Origin of the sequence: Paraburkholderia bengalensis (genome assembly GCF_037126505.1) — a bacterium.
Classification (GTDB): domain Bacteria; phylum Pseudomonadota; class Gammaproteobacteria; order Burkholderiales; family Burkholderiaceae; genus Paraburkholderia; species Paraburkholderia bengalensis.
Genome location: NZ_JACFYJ010000044.1, coordinates 25,433 through 45,253, shown reverse-complemented (window position 1 = coordinate 45,253; position 19,821 = coordinate 25,433). Strand labels below are relative to the sequence as shown.

General features: G+C 64.0%; 20 protein-coding genes and 1 pseudogene. 15 read left to right on the top strand and 6 right to left on the bottom strand.

Translation table 11 applies throughout. The features are described from left to right. Window positions 1-40 precede the first annotated feature (40 nt). On the bottom strand, window positions 41-361 hold the full coding sequence (locus tag H3V53_RS24035; protein WP_054924389.1) for a YnfA family protein: 321 nt from the start codon (window positions 359-361) through the stop codon (window positions 41-43). Window positions 362-532: 171 nt separating this feature from the next. On the opposite strand from H3V53_RS24035, the gene H3V53_RS24030 reads away from it, so the two are divergent. Then, a complete protein-coding gene (locus tag H3V53_RS24030; RefSeq protein WP_054924390.1) occupies window positions 533-706 on the top strand; it encodes a DUF1289 domain-containing protein in 174 nt (57 codons plus the stop codon). A 13-nt stretch (window positions 707-719) separates the two neighbouring features. On the opposite strand, the gene H3V53_RS24025 is transcribed toward H3V53_RS24030, so the two are convergent. Then, window positions 720-1,346: a LysE family translocator gene (locus H3V53_RS24025; RefSeq protein WP_336600091.1), complete on the bottom strand. Its 627-nt coding sequence runs from the start codon at window positions 1,344-1,346 to the stop codon at window positions 720-722. Window positions 1,347-1,480: 134 nt separating this feature from the next. Between H3V53_RS24025 and H3V53_RS24020 the strand changes: the two genes are divergently transcribed. The 11 genes and pseudogenes from H3V53_RS24020 to H3V53_RS23970 all read left to right on the top strand — a co-directional run bounded on the left by H3V53_RS24020 (window position 1,481) and on the right by H3V53_RS23970 (window position 10,218). Further along, a complete protein-coding gene (locus tag H3V53_RS24020) occupies window positions 1,481-1,945 on the top strand; it encodes an Lrp/AsnC family transcriptional regulator (protein ID WP_336600090.1) in 465 nt (154 codons plus the stop codon). 103 nt (window positions 1,946-2,048) lie between these two features. Then, on the top strand, window positions 2,049-2,282 hold the full coding sequence (locus tag H3V53_RS24015; RefSeq protein ID WP_336600089.1) for a hypothetical protein: 234 nt from the start codon (window positions 2,049-2,051) through the stop codon (window positions 2,280-2,282). Between the two features lie 238 nt (window positions 2,283-2,520). Beyond that, a pseudogene (locus H3V53_RS24010) lies at window positions 2,521-3,194 on the top strand (histidine phosphatase family protein). A gap of 24 nt (window positions 3,195-3,218) precedes the next feature. Then, window positions 3,219-4,274, top strand: coding sequence for a phosphotransferase (locus H3V53_RS24005; RefSeq protein WP_336600088.1), 1,056 nt, complete (start codon window positions 3,219-3,221; stop codon window positions 4,272-4,274). A 42-nt stretch (window positions 4,275-4,316) separates the two neighbouring features. Then, window positions 4,317-5,081 (top strand): SDR family oxidoreductase, encoded by a 765-nt coding sequence (locus H3V53_RS24000; RefSeq protein WP_054924395.1) that lies wholly within the window; start codon window positions 4,317-4,319, stop codon window positions 5,079-5,081. 129 nt (window positions 5,082-5,210) lie between these two features. After that, entirely contained in the window at window positions 5,211-6,461 is a 1,251-nt protein-coding gene (locus H3V53_RS23995; protein WP_336600087.1) for an acyl-CoA dehydrogenase family protein, read from the top strand. A gap of 92 nt (window positions 6,462-6,553) precedes the next feature. Beyond that, on the top strand, window positions 6,554-7,465 hold the full coding sequence (locus H3V53_RS23990; RefSeq protein ID WP_336600086.1) for a LysR family transcriptional regulator: 912 nt from the start codon (window positions 6,554-6,556) through the stop codon (window positions 7,463-7,465). A 144-nt stretch (window positions 7,466-7,609) separates the two neighbouring features. Further along, window positions 7,610-7,918, top strand: a complete 309-nt coding sequence (locus tag H3V53_RS23985) for a hypothetical protein (protein ID WP_336600085.1) — start codon at window positions 7,610-7,612, stop codon at window positions 7,916-7,918. Window positions 7,919-8,016: 98 nt separating this feature from the next. Further along, window positions 8,017-8,772: a COG4705 family protein gene (locus tag H3V53_RS23980; protein WP_336600084.1), complete on the top strand. Its 756-nt coding sequence runs from the start codon at window positions 8,017-8,019 to the stop codon at window positions 8,770-8,772. 117 nt (window positions 8,773-8,889) lie between these two features. Further along, a complete protein-coding gene (locus H3V53_RS23975; RefSeq protein ID WP_336600083.1) occupies window positions 8,890-9,717 on the top strand; it encodes a MetQ/NlpA family lipoprotein in 828 nt (275 codons plus the stop codon). Window positions 9,718-9,840: 123 nt separating this feature from the next. Further along, window positions 9,841-10,218 carry a hypothetical protein gene (locus H3V53_RS23970; protein ID WP_336600108.1) on the top strand — a complete coding sequence of 126 codons (378 nt, stop codon included), beginning with the start codon at window positions 9,841-9,843 and terminating at the stop codon, window positions 10,216-10,218. A gap of 94 nt (window positions 10,219-10,312) precedes the next feature. Here H3V53_RS23970 and ilvD read toward each other — a convergent pair whose 3' ends face one another. Next, window positions 10,313-12,172, bottom strand: coding sequence for a dihydroxy-acid dehydratase (gene ilvD / locus H3V53_RS23965; protein ID WP_336600082.1), 1,860 nt, complete (start codon window positions 12,170-12,172; stop codon window positions 10,313-10,315). A 638-nt stretch (window positions 12,173-12,810) separates the two neighbouring features. Here ilvD and H3V53_RS23960 point away from each other — a divergent pair. Further along, the gene (locus tag H3V53_RS23960) at window positions 12,811-13,491 is read left to right on the top strand and encodes an N-acyl amino acid synthase FeeM domain-containing protein (RefSeq protein ID WP_336600081.1); all 681 of its coding nucleotides are present in this window, start codon (window positions 12,811-12,813) and stop codon (window positions 13,489-13,491) included. Window positions 13,492-13,628: 137 nt separating this feature from the next. Continuing rightward, on the top strand, window positions 13,629-16,574 hold the full coding sequence (locus H3V53_RS23955) for a putative bifunctional diguanylate cyclase/phosphodiesterase (RefSeq protein WP_336600080.1): 2,946 nt from the start codon (window positions 13,629-13,631) through the stop codon (window positions 16,572-16,574). Window positions 16,575-16,616: 42 nt separating this feature from the next. On the opposite strand, the gene H3V53_RS23950 is transcribed toward H3V53_RS23955, so the two are convergent. Then, entirely contained in the window at window positions 16,617-17,618 is a 1,002-nt protein-coding gene (locus H3V53_RS23950) for a cupin domain-containing protein (RefSeq protein WP_336600079.1), read from the bottom strand. A gap of 112 nt (window positions 17,619-17,730) precedes the next feature. Between H3V53_RS23950 and H3V53_RS23945 the strand changes: the two genes are divergently transcribed. Next, the gene (locus tag H3V53_RS23945) at window positions 17,731-18,270 is read left to right on the top strand and encodes a carboxymuconolactone decarboxylase family protein (RefSeq protein WP_336600078.1); all 540 of its coding nucleotides are present in this window, start codon (window positions 17,731-17,733) and stop codon (window positions 18,268-18,270) included. Between the two features lie 150 nt (window positions 18,271-18,420). Here H3V53_RS23945 and H3V53_RS23940 read toward each other — a convergent pair whose 3' ends face one another. Then, on the bottom strand, window positions 18,421-18,831 hold the full coding sequence (locus tag H3V53_RS23940) for a zinc-binding dehydrogenase (protein ID WP_336600077.1): 411 nt from the start codon (window positions 18,829-18,831) through the stop codon (window positions 18,421-18,423). Further along, window positions 18,828-19,409, bottom strand: coding sequence for an alcohol dehydrogenase catalytic domain-containing protein (locus tag H3V53_RS23935; RefSeq protein WP_336600076.1), 582 nt, complete (start codon window positions 19,407-19,409; stop codon window positions 18,828-18,830). Before H3V53_RS23935 ends, H3V53_RS23940 begins: the two co-directional genes overlap by 4 nt. Between the last annotated feature and the right edge of the window lie 412 nt (window positions 19,410-19,821).

Genomic DNA, 19,821 nt, shown 5'->3' with positions numbered 1-19,821 from the left:
CGGGACCCAATCCCACGCAATCCGGTGGAACCCGTCGGATTCAGACGCGCGGCTGGAACGCGATGACGCTCATGCCCGCGAGCGTCAGCGCGACGCCAGCCAGGTCCCACGCGCTCGGGCGCACGTGATCGACGCACCACAGCCAGAGGATCGCAACGGCCACGTACACGCCGCCGTAAGCTGCGTAAACGCGGCCCGCAGCCGTGCCGTGAAACGTCAACAGCCACGCGAACAGCGCAAGGCTCAATGCGCCCGGCACCAGCAGCCACGCCGGGCCGCCGTCCTTCAGCCAGCGCCACGGCAGATAGCAGCCGACGATCTCGGCGACAGCCGTCACGACATACAGCAACAGGGTTTTCATCGGCAAGGGGTGAATGTGATCGGTCGAGGCAGGCGCGCAGCCAGCGGACTGCGGGCTCGTTTCAGCCCGGCAGTCTATCGCTTTTATTGACACAATCACTTTGCCCGCGCGCGGCGCGGCGTGCGACATTCCTGCTTGGTCCGCCTTTCACACTGTTACGAGCCATTCAGCATGAGCGTCAAATCGCCCTGTATCGATGTCTGCAAGTTCGACAGCAAGACCGGCTATTGTCTTGGCTGCATGCGCACCAAAGAGGAATGCAAAGGCTGGAAGGCGATGAAGGACAAGCATCGTCGCAAGATCATCGGCCAGAAGTCGGAACGCGCTGCGATGATTCGCAAGTGAGACCTGCAGCCGCTTAGTCGATCGAAAGCCGCAGCGCAAAGCCGATCAACGCGGCCGAGAATGTCCAGCGTTGCAGCGTCTGCGCGACGGGATGCGCGCGCACCCACCCCGCGATGCGCGCGGCGCCGATGGCATAGGCAGCGTCAAAACAGGCGCCGAGCACGACCAGCACAATCCCCAGTTCGACCATCTGCCATGCGACTGGCCCCGCTTCGGGCCGCACGAACTGCGGCAGCAGCACCGAACAGAACAGCAGCGCTTTCGGGTTCAGCAGGTTCGTCAACAGCCCTTTAACGAACGCCGCGCGCAGCGCGCCTTCGTCGTCCCGCGCGCCGCCTGAAGGCAGCGCGAACACGGGCGAACGGAAAATCTGCACGGCGACCCACGCCAGATAGACTGCGCCGCCATAACGCACCGCTTCGTACAGCCACGGCGCGCTGCGCAACAGCGCGGCCACGCCGCATGCGGACAGCGTCACGTGCGTTGCCCGCGCGATGCCCAGGCCGCCCGCGGCGGCGAAACCGTGGCGCGCGCCGCGCCCGATACTCGTCTGCAACACCAGCGCCATGTCCGGGCCGGGCAGCGCGTACACGACGACGAGCGCCGCGATATACATGATCAGAAGATGAGCGGAAACCATGAGAAACCTCGCATATGGATGCACTCATGATGCATACAGTCGGCTAGCGAATATTGGCGATTTTCTGATCAATGTTTCATCAACGTGGTGGATTACCCTAAAATTTGCGCATACCTTACTGCCTTCCCCTCACCATGAATACACTCGACAAAACCGACCGCGCAATCCTCGCCGCGCTGCAGACAGACGGACGCATGTCCAATGCGAAGCTCGCGGAAATGGTCGGGCTGAGCGAAACGCCTTGCGCACGGCGTCTGAAGCGCCTGGAAAACGATGGCTATATCGAGCGGTATCGCGCGATGCTGTCGCGCCAGGCGCTCGGGCTCGGCGTGGTCGCGTTCGTCTATGTGCGCTTCGCCGTGCACGACCGGGCAACGGCGACCCGCTTCGAGCGCGAGATCCTCGCGATTGCGCGCATCCTGTCGTGCCACAACGTATCGGGCAGCGCGGACTACATCCTGCAAGTGGTCGCGCGCGATCTCGACGACTACGGCACGTTCATGCGCGACGAATTGCGCAGCCTGCCTGGCGTGACGTCGGTGGAATCGTCGTTGTCGTTGCGCGAAGTCAAAGCGAACGCCGGCCTGCCGCTCAGCTGACGCTGCCGCCCGCGCAACTTGCGGGCAAAGGCGAATGGCGCGGCGACTCGTGGCATAGTGAGCGCCTCGCCGTCACGGCATACATGAAACACGGAGTACCGGCATGGACCACGCAACGGCGCGAGCCGAAGAAACCCGCGCGATGGAGCGCGTCCTGAACGCGACAAAACAGGTACAGACGGCGTTCGCCGCGCTGCAATCGCAATTCCCTCCTGCCGGCAGCGGCCGGCCGTCGCAAATCGCGTTGCAGGCTTTCGACGCGGCGTTGCAGGAACTCGAAGACGCCCAGGCCGCATTCGACACACTGCTCAACGACCTGCTCGACGGCAACCGCTGAGCCGATCACGCGCGCACCGGACGCTGACGACGTGCGGCGCGTCGCGCGGCGAACCCACGCTTCTGACCACGGCGGCCAAGCCGCGCACTTGTGCCGAGCATCGTGAACCAGACAGTTAGTTGCACGGCACGCCCCTTCGGCATCATCTCGATGAATACCCGAAGATTCATCAAATAAACTTCAGGAATGGCGCATCCGCCGCTAAGCTGGCCTCATGTCCTTCGAGGCAAAGCGTGCGATGGCGGAACTCTATCTGGTAAGGCATGGCCAGGCGTCGCTGGGCGCAGACGATTACGACCAGCTATCGGCGGCCGGCGAGCAGCAAGGCATCTGGCTGGGCGAATACTTCGCGCAGCGCGACATCGCGTTCGACCGCGTGATGGCCGGCACCTTGCGGCGTCACGCGCAGACTGTCGATGCCATCTGGCGCGGTCTCGGCGCGCCGCCGATCGACTGCGAAATCCATCCGGGTCTCGACGAATACGATTTTCATGCGCTCTTTCGTGCGCTCGGCGACGAGCACGCGGCGCTCACCAAGCGCGCGACCCAAAGCCCGCGCGATTTCTTCAAGGCGCTGCGGCAAGTTCTGGAACTGTGGTCGCAAGGCGCTCTCGATGGCCGCGCGCCCGAGACGTGGCGCGCGTTCCAGCAGCGCGTCGCCGATGCGCGCGCCGCGATCCAGCAAGGCAGCGCACAACGCGTGCTGGTCGTCAGCTCGGGCGGCGTGATCGCCGCGCTGACGCAGCAGGTGTTGCAGGCGCCCGCCGCAACGGCCATCGCGCTGAACATGAGATACGCAACAGCAGCGTGAGCCATTTCTTCTTCAACCGCGATGCGCTGCATCTGTCCAGCTTCAACGCCGTCGGACATCTCGACGATACGCAGCGGCGCGCCTTTCAGACCTATGGGTAGTTCACGCGCAATCCACCTCACGACATGACTCGCGATCCTCACGACACCACGCTCGACCTCGACCGCCTCGCACAGTATCTGGAGCAGCACGTCGCGGGCTTTCGCGGCCCGCTGCGCGCGACCAAGTTCGCCGGCGGCCAGTCCAACCCGACTTACCTGCTCGACGCGCAAAGCGGCCGCTATGTGCTGCGGCGTCAGCCGCCGGGACAACTGTTGAAGTCGGCGCACGCCGTCGACCGCGAATTCCGCGTGCTGAGCGCGCTCGCCGACACGCCCGTGCCCGTCGCTCGCGCATGGCACCTGTGCGAGGACCGCGACGTGATCGGCAGCATGTTTTATCTGATGAGCTATGAAGAAGGGCGCATCTTCTGGAATCCGGCGCTGCCTGAAATCGACCGTGACGCGCGGCGCGGCTACTACTCGTCGATCGTGAAGACGCTCGCTGCGCTGCACGACGTCGACCCCGAAGCGGTCGGACTGGGCGATTACGGGCGCGCTGGCAACTACTTCGAGCGTCAGATCGGTGTGTGGACGAAGCAATACCGCGCGGCCGAAACGCAGCGCATCGACGCAATGGAAGCACTGATCGACTGGCTGCCCGCGCACCGCCCGGCCGAAGCGTCCGGTGCTCCAGATGCGTCCCGTGCGCAGCGTCCGTCGCTGGTGCATGGCGACTTCCGCATCGACAACCTGATCTTCGCGCCGGATAAACCGCAAGTGCTCGCGATCCTCGACTGGGAACTGTCGACGCTCGGCAATCCCCTCGCCGATCTCGCGTACTTCTGCATGTGTCTGCGGTTGCCGTCGCAAGGGCATATCACGGGACTGCGCGGTCAGGACCGCGCCGCGCTCGGCGTACCCGACGAAGCGGACATCGTCGCGCAGTACTGCGCGCTGCGCGGCTTGCCGGGCATCGATAACTGGCCGTTCTATCTCGCGTTCAGCTTTTTCCGGCTCGCCTCGATCGCCCAGGGTGTGAAGGCGCGCGCGCTGCAAGGCAATGCATCGAGCGCCGACGCGCATCAGGTCGGCGCGATGGTCGAGCCGCTCGCTCAACTCGGCGCCGAACTGATCGCGTAGCCGTTCCACCCATTCATCGACAACGACATGAAGGAGACAACCATGAGCACGAATCTGTTCGACCTGACGGGCCGCATTGCGCTCGTGACGGGCGCAAGCCGCGGCATCGGCGAAGCGATTGCGCAGTTGCTCGCCGAACAGGGCGCGCACGTGATCGTATCGAGCCGCAAGATCGAAGAGTGCGAGCAGGTCGCGGCGGCCATTCGCGACGCGGGCGGCAGCGCCGAGGCGTGGGCGTGCCACGTCGGGCGCATGGAGGACATCGCGGCGACCTTCGTGCATATCCGCGAGAAGCACGGGCGGCTCGACATTCTCGTCAACAACGCGGCGGCCAATCCGTACTTCGGGCACATCCTCGATACTGACCTCGCTGCCTACAACAAGACCGTCGAGGTGAACGTGCGCGGCTACTTCTTCATGTCGGTCGAAGCCGGCAAGCTGATGAAGGAGCAAGGACGCGGCGCGATCGTCAACACGGCATCCGTGAATGCGCTGCACCCGGGCGATCGGCAGGGCATCTATTCGATCACGAAGGCGGCCGTCGTCAACATGACGAAAGCGTTCGCAAAGGAATGCGGCCCGCTCGGCATCCGCGTGAATGCGCTGCTTCCCGGCTTGACGAAGACGAAGTTCGCGGGCGCGTTGTTCGAAGACAAGGCGATCTATGAGCACTGGATGGAGAACATTCCGCTGCGCCGGCATGGCGAGCCGCGCGATATGGCGGGGGCGGTGCTGTATCTCGTCTCCGACGCCGCGAGCTATACGAACGGGGAATGTGTGGTGGTGGATGGCGGATTGACGGTTTAGGGTTGGGGCTTGCATCCGCGCAAAGCGCAAGGCTCGCAAAGAACGAAGCGCACGCGCGAGCCGCATTGAGCCACATCAGTTGCATGAAAAAACTTTCGAACGCCCGCTCAAGGGCGAACAGGAAACACCATGAATTTCGGCTATACAGAGAAGGTTGAAGACCTGCGCCGCCGCGTGCGCGCATTCATGGACGAGCACATCGTCCCGCGTCACCAGCAATGGCTGGAAGAAGTCCATGCCAGCCAGTATCCCGTGTCCTTCATGGAAGAACTCAAGGCGCAGGCCAGGGCAGAAGGCCTGTGGAATCTCTTTCTGCCGCATCTGAAAGACGACGAGCCCGGCACGCGGCTCACCAACCTCGAATACGCGCCGCTCGCGGAAATCATGGGCCGCATTTCGTGGGCGTCAGAAGTCTTCAACTGCAATGCGCCCGACACTGGCAACATGGAACTGCTGCATATGTTCGCCACGCCCGCGCAACGCGAACAGTGGCTCGCACCGCTGCTCGACGGCACCATCCGCTCGGCGTTCGCGATGACGGAGCCGGACGTGCCGTCGTCGGATGCGACCAACATCACCACGTCGATCCGCCGCGACGGCGGCGACTACGTGATCGACGGACGCAAGTGGTTCATCACCAACGCCGCGCATCCGAACTGCAAGATCTTGATCGTGATGGGCAAGACCAATCCCGATGCGCCGACGCACGAGCAGCAAAGCATGGTCCTCGTGCCGATGGATACGCCCGGCGTCAAGGTCGTGCGCAATATTCCCGTGCTAAACCACGTGTCGCCGGAAGGTCACTGCGAGGTCACGTTCACCAACGTGCGCGTGCCCGCGGCGAACCTGCTCGGCGACGAAGGCAGCGGCTTCGCGCTTGCGCAGGCGCGGCTCGGGCCGGGCCGCATCCATCACTGCATGCGCTCGATCGGCGCGGCGGAGCTTGCGCTCGAGCTGATGACCGAGCGTTCGCAGGAGCGCAAGACGTTCGGCAAATATCTGCATCAGCATGGCATCGTCGGTGAATGGATCGCGAAGTCGCGCATCGAAATCGATCAGGCGCGCTTGCTGGTGCTGAAGACGGCATGGCTCATCGATGAAGTGGGCGCGAAGGCCGCGCGCAAGGAAATCTCGATGATCAAGGCGCTGATTCCGCAACTGCACACCACCGTGTGCGATCGCGCGATGCAGGTGTTCGGCGCGATGGGCGTGAGCCCCGATACGCCGCTCGCGGACCATTGGACATGGGGCCGCGCGCTGCGTTACGCGGACGGTCCCGACGAAGTGCATCTGCAGGCCATCGCGCGCATGGAGATCGCGAAGAGCAAGGAGACGCTGGGCGCGGCTGCGGCGTATCTGAACGTGCCGCCGCGAGATTGAATGCGTGGGGCGTCGCGTGATCGGTCGATTATCATGGCGGACCGGGTGGGCGCCAGTTGTGGCCGACTCGCCGCGTGAGGGGACTCTATACGATGCGTGCACCGAAGCTCGATCTCAACCTGTTCGTCGTGTTCGAAGCGATCTACGACAAGCGCAACCTCACGCGCGCCGCCGAAACGCTCTTCATCACGCAGCCCGCTGTCAGCAACGCGCTCGCGCGCATGCGCAAGGCGTTCGCCGATCCCCTTTTCGTCAGCACGCCAACGGGCATGGTGCCGACGCCGCTGTCGGAAAACATCATCGGCCGCGTGCGCGAAGCGCTTCAATTGCTGGAGACGAGCGCGACGGAAGGCGACGTGTTCGTGCCCGCCGCGTCGGAACGCACGTTCCGCCTCAGCATGCCCGATCTGACGGAAGCCATCCTGCTGCCCGCGCTCGGCGAAGTACTTCAGCAGCAGGCGCCCGGCATGCGCATCGAAAGCTATTTCACACCGCGCAGCGAAGTCGCCGCCGCGCTCGCCACAGGCAAGATCGATTTCGCCATCGACGTGCCCCTGATCGATGATCCGCAACTGCATCAGGCGCCGCTCGGCAGCGACCGCTACGCCTGCATGCTGCGTCACGACCATCCGTTCGCCGCGGATACGCTGACGATGGACGACTATCTCGCCCTCGGCCACATTCAGGTGTCGAGCCGCCGCCAGGGCAGCGGCCTCGTCGATGCCGAACTGCACAAGCTAGGCAAGCGCCGCCAGATGCAGATGCGCGTACAGCACTACATGGTCGCGCCGCTGATCGCGCTGCGCACCGATCTCGCCCTCACCGCGCCCGTGCAACTGCTGCAGCGCTACGACGCCCGCATCCTCGAACTGCCGTTTCCGCTGCCGAACCTCGCATGGCATCTGTACTGGCACCGCAGCGGCGAACAGGACCAGGCGAACCGCTGGGTGCGCGGCGAAGTGATCAGGCTGATGAACGAGATGGCCGCGCGGAGCGGCACTTGACTTGCCGCGCGCCGATGCGGGAAGGAAGAAGTCAACGGCGGCAGCGGCGGCAACATCTGGTAAGGAATGGCCTCTTTAGTCGCCGACGACAACGCGTCAAGCCCGATACGGGCGGCTTTCCCTCGCACATCGCCAGGTGCATCGTTGGTTGATTCGCCTGTCGATGCCGACGACACCACGGGTATCGGCCCTGCCGTGTCGATCCGGCCGCGTATCGTGGATCTCGGCTCGCCCGTCGCGCCGAGCCTGCGCGCCGCCATCTGGATGCCCGCCGCGCCGATGTCGCTGCCGATCAACGCGCTCGCACGCGGCGACACCGATTCCGCCTGGGGCTGTCGATCGTCAGCCGGCTCGTGCAACATTTGCGGTGCGAAGCTCAAACTCGGCAATCATCCCGCAGGCGGCCTGTGGGCGCGCGTGATCGTGTCGAGGCACAGAGCCGATCTGCATTGACGGCGCGGGCACTTCACTTCGGATCGCGCGGGCGCTAAGGCTTTCTTAAGGCGACCTCTCCTAGGCTGTGGGCTTTGCACGCTGTCGAGCCCAACGTCATGAGTCAATCGCACCACGCCGCCGCCAAAGTGCCCGAAATCACGCTTGCGTTCTGGATCATCAAGATCGCCGCCACCACGCTCGGCGAAACGGGCGGCGATGCCGCTTCAATGTCGATGCATCTCGGCTACCTCGTCAGCACGCTGATGTTCGCCGTCATTTTTCTCATCGCCGTGATCGCGCAGATCCGGGCTCCGCGCTTCAGTCCCGCGCTGTACTGGGTCACGATCATCGCGACGACCACTGTCGGCACGACGCTCGCCGACTTCGCCGACCGCTCGCTCGGCATCGGCTACACGGGCGGCAGCGCGCTGCTGCTGTTCCTGCTGCTGGCGTCGCTGTTCGTCTGGCATCGGACGATGGGCTCCGTGTCCGTCACCACCGTCGCCACCGCGAAAGCCGAGCTGTTCTACTGGGTGACGATCATGTTCTCGCAGACGCTCGGCACCGCGCTCGGCGACTGGACGGCCGACACCGCCGGACTCGGCTATGCGGGCGCCGCGCTGATTTTCGGCGGCCTGTTGCTTGCGCTCGTCGCGGCTTACTACACGACCTCGATATCGCGCACGCTGCTGTTCTGGGCGGCCTTCATCCTGACGCGGCCGCTGGGCGCCGTGGTCGGGGACTTCCTCGACAAACCCGTCGCGAACGGCGGCCTCGCGATGAGCCGCTTTGGCGCATCGTTTGCGCTCGTCGCGTTCATCGTGATTTGCGGGTTCGTGTTCCGGCAGCGTCCGGCGAAGGTTGCCCATTAGCGCGCATGGGTTCGCGCAAATGCGCGATAACCGATAACCATAGCGCTCGATATTATTTGTGCGGCCTCGCGCGTCTCTCTACGATTCGGTGACCTTCACTACGATCGCATACGAATTATGAGAACAACGACAACACTCAAGGCCGCGCTTTTCTCGCTTCTCCTGACATGCGGCATCGTCGGCGCGCAGCCTGCGCTCGCGGCCGGCCAGACGGTGCGCGTGGGCATCATGTCCGGCGAAGACGAGGATGTGTGGCGCGCCGTCGCGGCCAACGCGGCGAAGCACGGCATCACCGTCAAGGTCACGACGTTCTCCGACTACACGCAGCCCAACGAAGCGCTCGCGCAGCACGACCTCGACGCGAATTCGTTCCAGCACAAGCCGTATCTGGATGCGCAGATCGCCGCGCGCCGCTACACCATCGTGCCCGTCGGTTTCACGTATGTGCAGCCGATCGGCCTGTATTCGCGCAAGGTGAAATCGGTCGAGGCGCTGCCGCAGAACGCGACGATCGGCGTGCCGAACGATCCGAGCAACGAAGGCCGCGCGCTGCTGCTGTTGCAGGCCAACGGCCTCATCAAGCTGCGGCCCGACGTTGGGTTGCTGCCGACGGCGCGCGACATCGCCGACAACCCGAAGCACATTCAGATCAAGGAACTCGATGCGGGCATCGTGGGCCGCGCGATCGGCGACCTGGATGCCGCCGTCGTCAATACCGACTGGGCCATCAAGGCGGGCATCAAGATCCCGCAGGAGCGCATCGCGCAAGAGAAGGTGCCCGGCAATCCGTATCGCAACTTCATCGCGGTCAATGCGAAAGATGCGAGCGCGCCGTGGGTAAAGACGCTCGTCGACAGTTATCAGCAGGCCAACGTCGCGTCGTCGATCCTGACCGTCTATCACGGCGCGACATTGCCGGCGTGGGAGGGCGCGCCGCAGAAGTAGCGCTGCAACGATCAGCGCGCGCCCGACGCGCGGGCGCTGATCGCGCCAGCCGACCCGTTTCGCGAGATGCCGTTACAATCCAGCACTGGATCCGGCACTTCGGGGAACACGGTGAATAGCGCGCTGAAATTTCTTCTTGCATCGACTCTGGCAGCCGCCATCGCGGCGGTCGGCACGGCATCGGCGGCCGAACCGCAATGCGCGATCGGCTATGTGTCGGGCGTCGGCGGATCGGCGCAAAGCATGCGCGAATATCTCGCGACACCTGACCGCGACCGCTACCGCTACCTGAAGGACAACGACCTCACCTGCAAGATATCCGACGAAGGACGCGCGACGGGTTGCACGGGTGTCACGAACCTGAGCAACGAGAAAGTGAGCGTCTATGACGACATCGACAGCGCGACAATGGCCGTCGTCGCGCGCGTGGAACTCGAACACGGCAACATCTACCCCGTGATCATCGTCGTGCAGAAGAAGGACGTGCGGTGCGCGGATTAAGCGGTGCGCCGACTGTCGGGTTGCGTGAGTTGCATCAGCATCAATGAAAAAAGCCGCTCCACGGAGCGGCTTTTTCTATAACCACCCTCGACAATCAGTCGTCGAGCAGCGACAGATCGCGCACAGCGCCCTTGTCCGCCGACATCACCAGCTTCGCGTAAGCCTTCAGCGCCGCCGACACCTTGCGCGGACGCGGCTTTGCCGGCTTCCAGCCCTTCGCGTTCTGCTCTTCGCGGCGACGCGCGAGTTCCTCGTCGGACAGCAGCACGTCGATCGTGCGATTCGGAATGTCTATGCGGATCTTGTCGCCGTCGCGCACGAGGCCGATCGCGCCGCCCGCTGCCGCTTCCGGCGAGCAGTGGCCGATCGACAGACCCGACGTGCCGCCCGAGAAGCGGCCGTCCGTCAGCAGCGCGCACGCCTTGCCGAGACCCTTCGACTTGATGTAGCTCGTCGGATAGAGCATTTCCTGCATGCCGGGGCCGCCCTTCGGACCTTCGTAGCGCACGATCACCACGTCGCCCGCCTTCACCTTGTCGTTCAGGATGTTCTCGACGGCTTCGTCCTGCGACTCGGTGACGTGAGCCGTGCCCTCGAACACGAGAATGCTCTCGTCGACACCCGCCGTCTTCACCACACAGCCGTCGAGCGCGATGTTGCCCGTCAGTACGGCAAGGCCGCCTTCCTTCGAGAACGCATGTTCGTACGAGCGGATGCAGCCCTCGGCGCGATCGAGATCGAGGCTCGGCCAGCGCGTGTTCTGGCTGAACGCGACCTGCGTCGGAATGCCGGCGGGGCCTGCCATGTAGAAAGTGCGGACGGCTTCGTCCTGCGTGCGAACGATGTCCCAACGCGCGAGCGCTTCTTTCATCGAATCGGCGTGCACGGTCGGCACGTCGGTGTGCAGTTTACCCGCGCGATCCAGCTCGCCGAGGATCGCCATGATGCCGCCCGCGCGATGCACGTCTTCGATGTGGTACTTGTTGGTGTTCGGCGCGACCTTGCAAAGCTGCGGCACGATGCGCGACAGCCGGTCGATGTCCGTCATCGTGAAGTCGATTTCCGCCTCGCGCGCGATCGCCAGCAAGTGCAGGATCGTGTTGGTCGAGCCGCCCATCGCGATGTCGAGCGTCATCGCGTTTTCGAACGCCTTGAAGCCGACCGAGCGCGGCAGCACGCGCGCATCTTCCTGCTCGTAATACTGACGCGCGAGTTCGACGATGCGGCGCCCGGCGCGCTTGAACAGCTGCTCGCGGTCCGCGTGCGTCGCGACGACCGTGCCGTTGCCGGGCAGCGACAGGCCGAGCGCTTCCGTCAGGCAGTTCATCGAGTTGGCCGTGAACATGCCCGAGCACGAGCCGCACGTCGGGCACGCCGAGCGTTCCACTTCGGCGACGTCGGCGTCCGAATAGGATTGGTCGGCGGCGATCACCATCGCGTCGACGAGATCGAGCTTCTTGAACTCGATCGTGCCCGTCTTCGGATTCGCGAGGCGCGTCTTGCCCGCTTCCATCGGGCCGCCCGACACGAAGATCACGGGAATGTTCAGGCGCATCGCGGCCATCAGCATGCCCGGCGTAATCTTGTCGCAGTTGGAAATGCACACCATCGCATCGGCGCAGTGCGCGTTGACCATGTATTCGACCGAATCCGCGATGATGTCGCGGCTCGGCAGCGAATACAGCATGCCGTCGTGACCCATCGCGATGCCGTCGTCGACGGCGATCGTGTTGAATTCCTTGGCGACGCCGCCCGCCGCCTCGATTTCGCGCGCGACGAGCTGGCCCAGGTCCTTCAGGTGCACGTGACCGGGAACGAACTGGGTGAATGAATTGACCACCGCAATAATCGGCTTCGAAAAATCTTCGTCTTTCATGCCGGTTGCGCGCCACAGCGAGCGCGCCCCCGCCATGTTGCGGCCGGCGGTAGAGGTTTTGGAACGGTATGCGGGCATCGTGGTTGTTCGAGAATTAACGCAGAGAGCTACCGCACGGAAAATGCGGCGGGGAAAATGCGGGCCGCGGGAATAATGGCCCCTCGTGCGCCCGTGCTGACAACCTCGTGAGTCGCGCTGTGGGCAAGCCTCGCATTATCCCATAGACCGTGTTTGCGCTCTGCCCGCCCGGCAGGGCGCGCAGGCCGCTCACGCAACGCGCGGTGGCCCGTCGCCACGCCATTCGTCCACGGCGCGGCGGACCTGCCGATCTGTTGGCCGCGCAACGACCGACAAGCGGCGCCTTCACTTTTAACCATTTCGCATAAGGCGAGACGCCATTTCCAGCCGAAAAGTGAATTGCTGCTTTTCACATGAATATTTTTCCGAATTTACAAATCTTTCTCTTCTAATCCGCTTTCAGGATTTCCCCTGCCTTACATATCACGGCATTTGCGTTCATGAGACTCTAGTTCGTCGCGTTCGAAACGCATATGCGCTTCTACGCGCGACATCTTTTTTTCTCACTCACATATGGGGTTGAAATGGACCGCGTCGATTCAGATGTTTTGAAGCAAAATACGGGTTTTACGTCGCTGGAAGAAGGCATTAATCCGGGCGCCGTAAAGAAAAAGGAGAGGCTGCCGTTTACGATTAAGGTGGCAAGCAATCTGGCAGACCTCGACAAGGCCGTCGAGATGCGCCGCGCAGCGTATCGGCGGCACTTGCCTGAATTCGCCGAAACCATGAGCGTCGAGGCACTGGATGGCGCGCCCGGCACAGTCGTGCTGCTCGCGCAGTCGAGGCTGGACGGCGGCCCGCTCGGCACCATGCGAATCCAGAGCAACGCTTTCGGTCCGCTTGCTGTCGAGCAGTCGGTCCGCTTGCCGGACTGGCTGAGCAAGGCAGGCGTGGCCGAGGCAACGCGGCTTGGCGTCGAGCGAGGGGCGATCGGCCGGATGGTGAAGGTGGCGCTGTGCAAGGCGTTTTATCTGTATTGCGCGCAGAACGGCGTCGACTGGATGTTGATCACGGCGCGATCGCCGCTCGACCGGGAATACGAAGCGATGCTGTTCGGCGACGTCTACGGGCAAAACGAATTCCTGCCGATGTCGCATGTCGGCGGGTTGCCGCATCGTGTGATGGCGAAACCCGTGGCACTGGTTCGTCAGCGCTGGGCGAAGGTCAGCCATCCGTTTTATGGATTCTTCTTTGAAACGGATCATGTCGACATCGACGTCAGTGTCGCCACCAAGCAGCACGAAGCCAGCCACTGCGCCCAACGCGTTGACCTGCCCGTCAGCGCGTCGGGTCTCATGCCGTCGCTGAGCGACGCTTAAGGTAGGATGTCCGCCCGAAGCGACCCGGGCGGACAGATTGTCGGGATATCAGCACAGTCGTACTTTTATTGCGGCATCGGCGGTATGGGCGGCACGGCAACGGGATCGGGAATGAAGTCATTGGAGAAGGGCAGCAAATGACAAGCGTTAAGTGGGCGTTTCGCGACCGATTGACCGGCTGGGCTTTCCGGCGGTTCTCCGTGTACGTCGCGCCATTCGTGATTGCGCTCGGCAGCATCGCTGTCATGCTGTGGGCGCCTCGCCAGTTCGATACGACGGGAATGGCCGCGCTCAGCTTTCCCGTTGTCGCGGACCCGTCGGCGACGCTGTCCCCCGCTGCTGCCATGACCCGCCTGCGCGATGTCGCGCCCACCACACGCTTCAGCACGCATCTGGCGGAAACGCCGTTCTGGTTCCTGCTCACCGCGCCTGCTTTGGAGAGCGAGGGTGCAGCCTTCATCGACTTGCCGTCGCGGCACGCGCAAACGATGTCGTGCTGGCGCGCGACGCCCGAGCTGACCTTGCTCGGCACGGGCGACCGTCACGGCACGAGCGGCGACATGAGCGCCAACAAGGCCGGCTACGCGCTCAGGCTCGACGAGCATGTTCCCAATCAGCAGATTCTCTGCCGGGGCACTTTCTCCGGTCCCGCCTATATCACGGCTTCCGCGTTGAGCCGCGACAAGCTCGATGTCACGACGCTCGATTTCCAGCAGAGCGCATCGCTGATCACGGGCGGCCTGCTGACGCTCGCGATCTTCGTGTTCGTGACGGCCATCATCAATCGCGAATGGACGTACGTGATCTTTGCCGCATGGCTCATCGGCAATCTCCGGCTGAGCGCCAATGCGATGGGCTTCGATACCGAATGGCTGGGCCGCCTCATCCCGCCCGACCACATCGCGTTCTTGCGTGAATTCACGTTCGCGGCCTATTACGTGCTGACCACGACGCTCTTCGTCGAGCTGTTTCGCCGCGAACTGAAAGCGATCGGCCTGCGCTGGAGCCTGCATGCCGTGCGCTACGGCGGCTGCGTGCTGATGCTTGCCGCGTTCACGCTGAGCTACGCGCACTTCATTCCCGTGCTGTGGGCAAGCGCGAGCTTCTGCATTCTCGTGCTGACCTACTTCCTCGCGCAGCTGGTCACGAAGGCGCGCTCGCGCACCGTGCTCTGGTATGTCGCGTCGATGGCCATCGTGCTGTTCGCGACGCTGTCCGAAGTGCTGGCGGCCGCGTTCGGCCTGAAAGCGCTCGCGGGCACGCATAGCCCGGTCGTGACGGCGCTGTCGTCGAGCATGCTGTGCGCGTTCGCGATTGCCGAACGCATGCGCGAAGAGCGCGAGCGCCGCCGGCAAATGCAGATCGAATTGCGCAACACGTACGACGTCACGCCCATCGGCCTCTTCACGCTGAACGAAGAAAGCCGCTTCGTCCGTGCCAATCCGGCCTTGCACACGATGCTGGGCCTGCCGCATCAGCAGTACGGCACGCATCGCTGGGGGGACTACTTCGCGGCGGGCGCCGAGCGCGCGCTTCGCGAACTGCTGGAGCGCGACGACTCGGCGTCGATCGAAATCGACGGTGCGGCGAGCACGAAGAGCGACGCGCGGCGCTACTCGCTGCGGGCGATTCGCGCAAACGGTTTCATCGAAGGCTCGCTCGAAGACGTGACGGACCGTTCGAAAGCAGTCGAGCGGCTGCACTTTCTCGCCGAGCACGATCCCCTCACCGGCCTCCTGAACCGTCGCGGCATCGAACACGCCATCGACCGGCAATGCAGCGAAAGCGGCCCGTGGGCGCTTGCCTACCTCGATCTCGACCGCTTCAAGCTGTTCAACGACCTGTTCGGCCACGGCACCGGCGACGAAATCCTGCGGCACGTCGCGGCGCGGCTCGTGGAGCGTCTGGGCGCGCATGTTCCCATCGGGCGCATCGGCGGCGACGAGTTCGTGTGCGTGCTCGCGGACATGTCGATCGACGATGCCATCGCGCGTTGCCGCGAACTCGTCACGGCGCTGAACGCCGCGCCGTTTCACGTCGACACGCGCGCGTTCCAGGTGAGGGGCTCGATCGGCGTCGTCGAGTGCTCGCAAGGCGAACGGGTGCTGGACGCCCTCGCCTTCGCCGACCGTGCGTGTCGCGCGGCGAAGCGCGGCGGCAATGCGCGCCTCGTGGCGCTGCGCAAGGGCGCGCCCGCCTTCGAGGAACGCGCCGCCGAAATCAATCTGATCGAGTCGCTGGGACAAAGCCGGCTGCCCGAAGGCCTGTTCCTCGTGATGCAGCCGATCATGTCGATGCGCTCGCCCGCCGATGCCCTCGACTTCGAAGTGCTGCTGCGTCTGCGCACAGCGGACGGCTCGGTGGCGACAGCCGCGAAGCTGATCGCGGCAGCCGAAGACTCCGGCACGATCATCGCCATCGACCGCTGGGTGCTGTCGACCACGCTCGCATGGCTCAGCGAAAACCGCGCGTCGCTACCCAACACCTGCTTCGTGTGCGTGAATCTGAGCGGCGGCTCGCTCAACGACGAGCACTTCCTCGACGAACTGTTCGCGCTGTTCTCGCGTCACGAAGACGTCGTCCATTACCTGTGCATCGAGATCACGGAAAGCGTCGCCCTGCACGACCTCGAACACACGGAGCGCTTCATCGCGCGCGTGCACGACATGGGCGCGAAGATCGCGATCGACGATTTCGGCGCCGGTCAGACATCGTTGCGCTACCTGAAAAAGCTGTCGGCCGATGCGCTGAAGATCGACGGCGAGTTCGTGCGCACGATGTGCAACCATCCCGCCGACATCGCGATCGTCGAAGCGATCATCACGCTCGCGCGCAATCTGGGCATGCGCAGCATCGCCGAGTGGGTCGAAGACTTCGAGACGTTGCGCGCGCTGAACGAACTGGGCGTCGACTACGTGCAGGGTTTCGGCATTGCGAAACCGCAAGAGGCGAAGGACATTCTCGCGGCGGCCTCCGCTGCGAGCTTCGTGACGAACGCCGAGGTCACGCGCTATCTGCAGGCACAGCAGACGCTGCGCCGCGGTGGCGACAGCCAGCGCATCGAAAGCGAAAGCGCGATCTGAGGCCGTTCAACGCCGCTGGTGCCGTCCACAGCGGGGCACGCCTCAAGACGGCCCCGTCTGCTTCTCCCGTTCCGCACGCCGCCAGTCGGCAGGCGTCATGCCCAGATGCTGCGTGAAGGCGCGCCTGAACGCAGCCACGGACTGATAGCCGACGCGCTCGGCCACCAGCTCGGTGGAAACGCCCGGCTGTTTCAACTCGTTGGCGGCGAGCGCCATTCTCACATCCGTTAGCAGTTCGCTTGGCGAGCGTCCCACCTTGTCCTGGAAGTGGCGAAGCAACGTCGCGCGCGACATGCTGCAACGCTCGGACAACTCGGACAGCGTCCACGGATGCGCGGGCTCGTTGAAGATGACGGCCAGTGCGGGCGCGAGGCGCGGATGTCCCGCGAGCGCCAGCAAACCAGTGGGCGCTTCGTCGGACTCGCTGGCCATGCGCAGCGCGAGCGCGAAAAGCGCGGTCGACAGCGCATTGAGCATCGCGTAGCCGCCCAGGTTGTCCGCAGCAGATTCCGCCCGCATCATCGTCACGAGCGCGTTTAGCTGCGCGAGGGTGTCGCCGTCGGGCGAACCTTTTAACGAACCCTTCGACGCACCTCTTGCCGACCGGTCCGGCGCCGCCGTCCGGATGACGAGCCGTTGTGGAAGATACGCGCGAATCAACCGGTCGTGCGGGGGCGCCAGCACAATCCGTCCGCACAGCATATCGAGGCGCTCACCTGTGCCCTTGTTCTCGCTGATGATCAGATTCAACGCTTCTCGTTCGCGCGCGGGCTTTGGCCGCGCGCCGCTGCCATCGTGAAGGATGTGGGCGGAGCCGTGCGTGAGCATCACGATGTCGCCCGCGCCAAGCTGCTGCGGCTTGCCTTTGCCTCGCGTCTCCAGGATGGCCGATCCGCTGAGCACGATGTGATACGGCATCTCGCCTGGGTCGGAGTCGCCGTAGATGACCTGCCACGGTGCGCCATAAGAACAGCGAAGCTCAAGCTGGCCGCGCACCGTCATCATGCCGAGCAACCGGCTCAGCCAATCAAGTGTGAGTGACATGTCCGCCTCGAATTGATACTTTCGAGCATCATAGTGACAATTTTCAGGCTCAACAAGATCAAACGACGACCCTAAAGTGGAGGCTCCCTACCACCACCGAATGAGGTCGAACATGAGTCGCATCGCTATCCCCGCAGTGACGAACGCCACGGGCGCCACCGCCGACGTTTACGCACGGGTCCGGAAAATCGCTGGCGGCAGCGTGCCGAACCTGTTTGCGGCGCTAGGCCATCTTGCGCCCGCCACGCTCAATGCCGCGCTGGACGCTGAAGGCGCGTTGGCATCGAGCAGTCTGAGCAAACAGGATCTCGAAACCATCAAGCTGCTCGTCAGCGAGCAGACGGGTTGCGATTACTGCGTGGCCGCGCACGTGATGCTGGGCAAGATGACGGGCCTTTCGCCGGAAGCGCTCAGACAGATTCGCGCGGGCGCGGCGACGGGTGACGCAAAGCGCGATGCGCTTGTTCGCTTCGTGCTGAACCTGCAGGCGACGCGCGGCACGATCGCCGAAAGCGAGCTGGCGGCCATTCGCGCAGCCGGTTATACGGACACGCAGCTGGCTGAGATATCGCTGGCAATCGCGATGACGATTTTCACCAACACGTTCAATCGCATCAACGATACGGACGTCGATTTCCCGCCCGTCAAGTGATGCGCGCGACGGCGGGCGGCGCGTGAGCCGGTCACGCGCCGCCCGCCGTTGGCAGCAGACCAGTCAGTATTTCCGTCGATCAGGCGCTTTCAGCGCGGAGTTCTTCACCGCATTCGGTGAAGAACTGCCCAGCGCCTGCTCCTTCAGCCTTCAAACAGTCACAACGATGCGGCCGAAATGCGCATTACGCTCCAGCGCCGCATGCGCTTCCGATATCTGCGCGAATGCGTAGCGGTCCGCGATCACAGTGCGAAGCGCGCCCGTGCGCAAGCCGTCGAAGATAAACGCGGTGGCATCGGCTTGCCGTTGCGCATCCGTGGTCGTCGCAAAGAGGTTGTAGCCGTGCACGGTGATGCGCTTGTAGAGCAGCGGCAGCAGCGGCAGCACGGTGTCGTCGGGACTTAAGGCGCCGTAAAGCAGAATCGTGCCGCCCGCGCGCGTCGCCTCGATCAGCCGCGCAAACGTCTTGCCGCCGACGGGATCGAACACGAGATCCGCGCCGCGTCCATCTGTGATGCGCTGCACGGCTTCGACGAGATCTTCTGTTTGCGTCGCGATCACATGGTCCGCGCGAGCGCGAGCAGCGCGTCGCGCTTGTCCTCGGTCCGCGTGAGCGCAACGGCCGTCGCGCCCAGACGCTTCGCCACCTGAATCGCGCCGATGCCCACGCCGCTCGACGCCGCGGGAATCAGCACGACGTCGCCCGCCTTGAGCCGTCCGCCCTCGGTAAAGGCGGCATACGGTGTCACGAACACGTTCCAGATGGCGACGGCGTCTTCGTGCGAAAGCCACACGGGACTCTTGACGACGGCATGCGCGGGCGCGAGCACCAGCTCGCCGTACATGCCGTAGTCGTTCATCGAAAACGACGGCACGGTGCTGACGGCATCGCCCACTGCAACGTGCGTGACGTTCGAACCGATCGCCTCCACCACGCCCGACGACTCATAGCCGACGCGCGCCGGCAGCCGTGCAGGCTCGACATATTCGCCGCGCCGCCACATCGACTCGGCGCGGTTCAGGCCAGTCGCTTTCACGCGGATGCGCACTTCGTTCGCCGCGGGCTGGGGGACGGCCGTTTCCGTGAACCCGAATACTTCGGGACCGCCGTGCCGCGCGAACGTCACTACCTTTGCCATGATCGTTTCCTTTCGTTCCATCGTGAAGAAGGCGCGGCGCGAATAGCCGCGCGCTTCAGGTGAGTGCATTATCGGAAGGTGCGTCCCGTCGATCATCGTGGCAGGCACGACATGAGTATTCCCGCCGCGCCAACAATCGCCGCGAGGCATGTGCAATGGGCGTCGCGCGATTGCGGACACGTTGTCCGCATTGAGCGCACCAGTAAACCGTTTCTCCATTGACGGCTCGCGTGTACCGTCGCGTGGGGCATCGGCTGGCCAGGCTTGGCCTGGCATTTGCAGGTAACAAACCGGTATGAAAACTGCTGCTTCACAAGCTGCGATCCGTCGATCCGGCGTGCATGCCGGCGCACGGTCGCCGATCCGTAGCGCCCCGATGCCGACTGCATCGATCACTTGAGCCGAGACGATG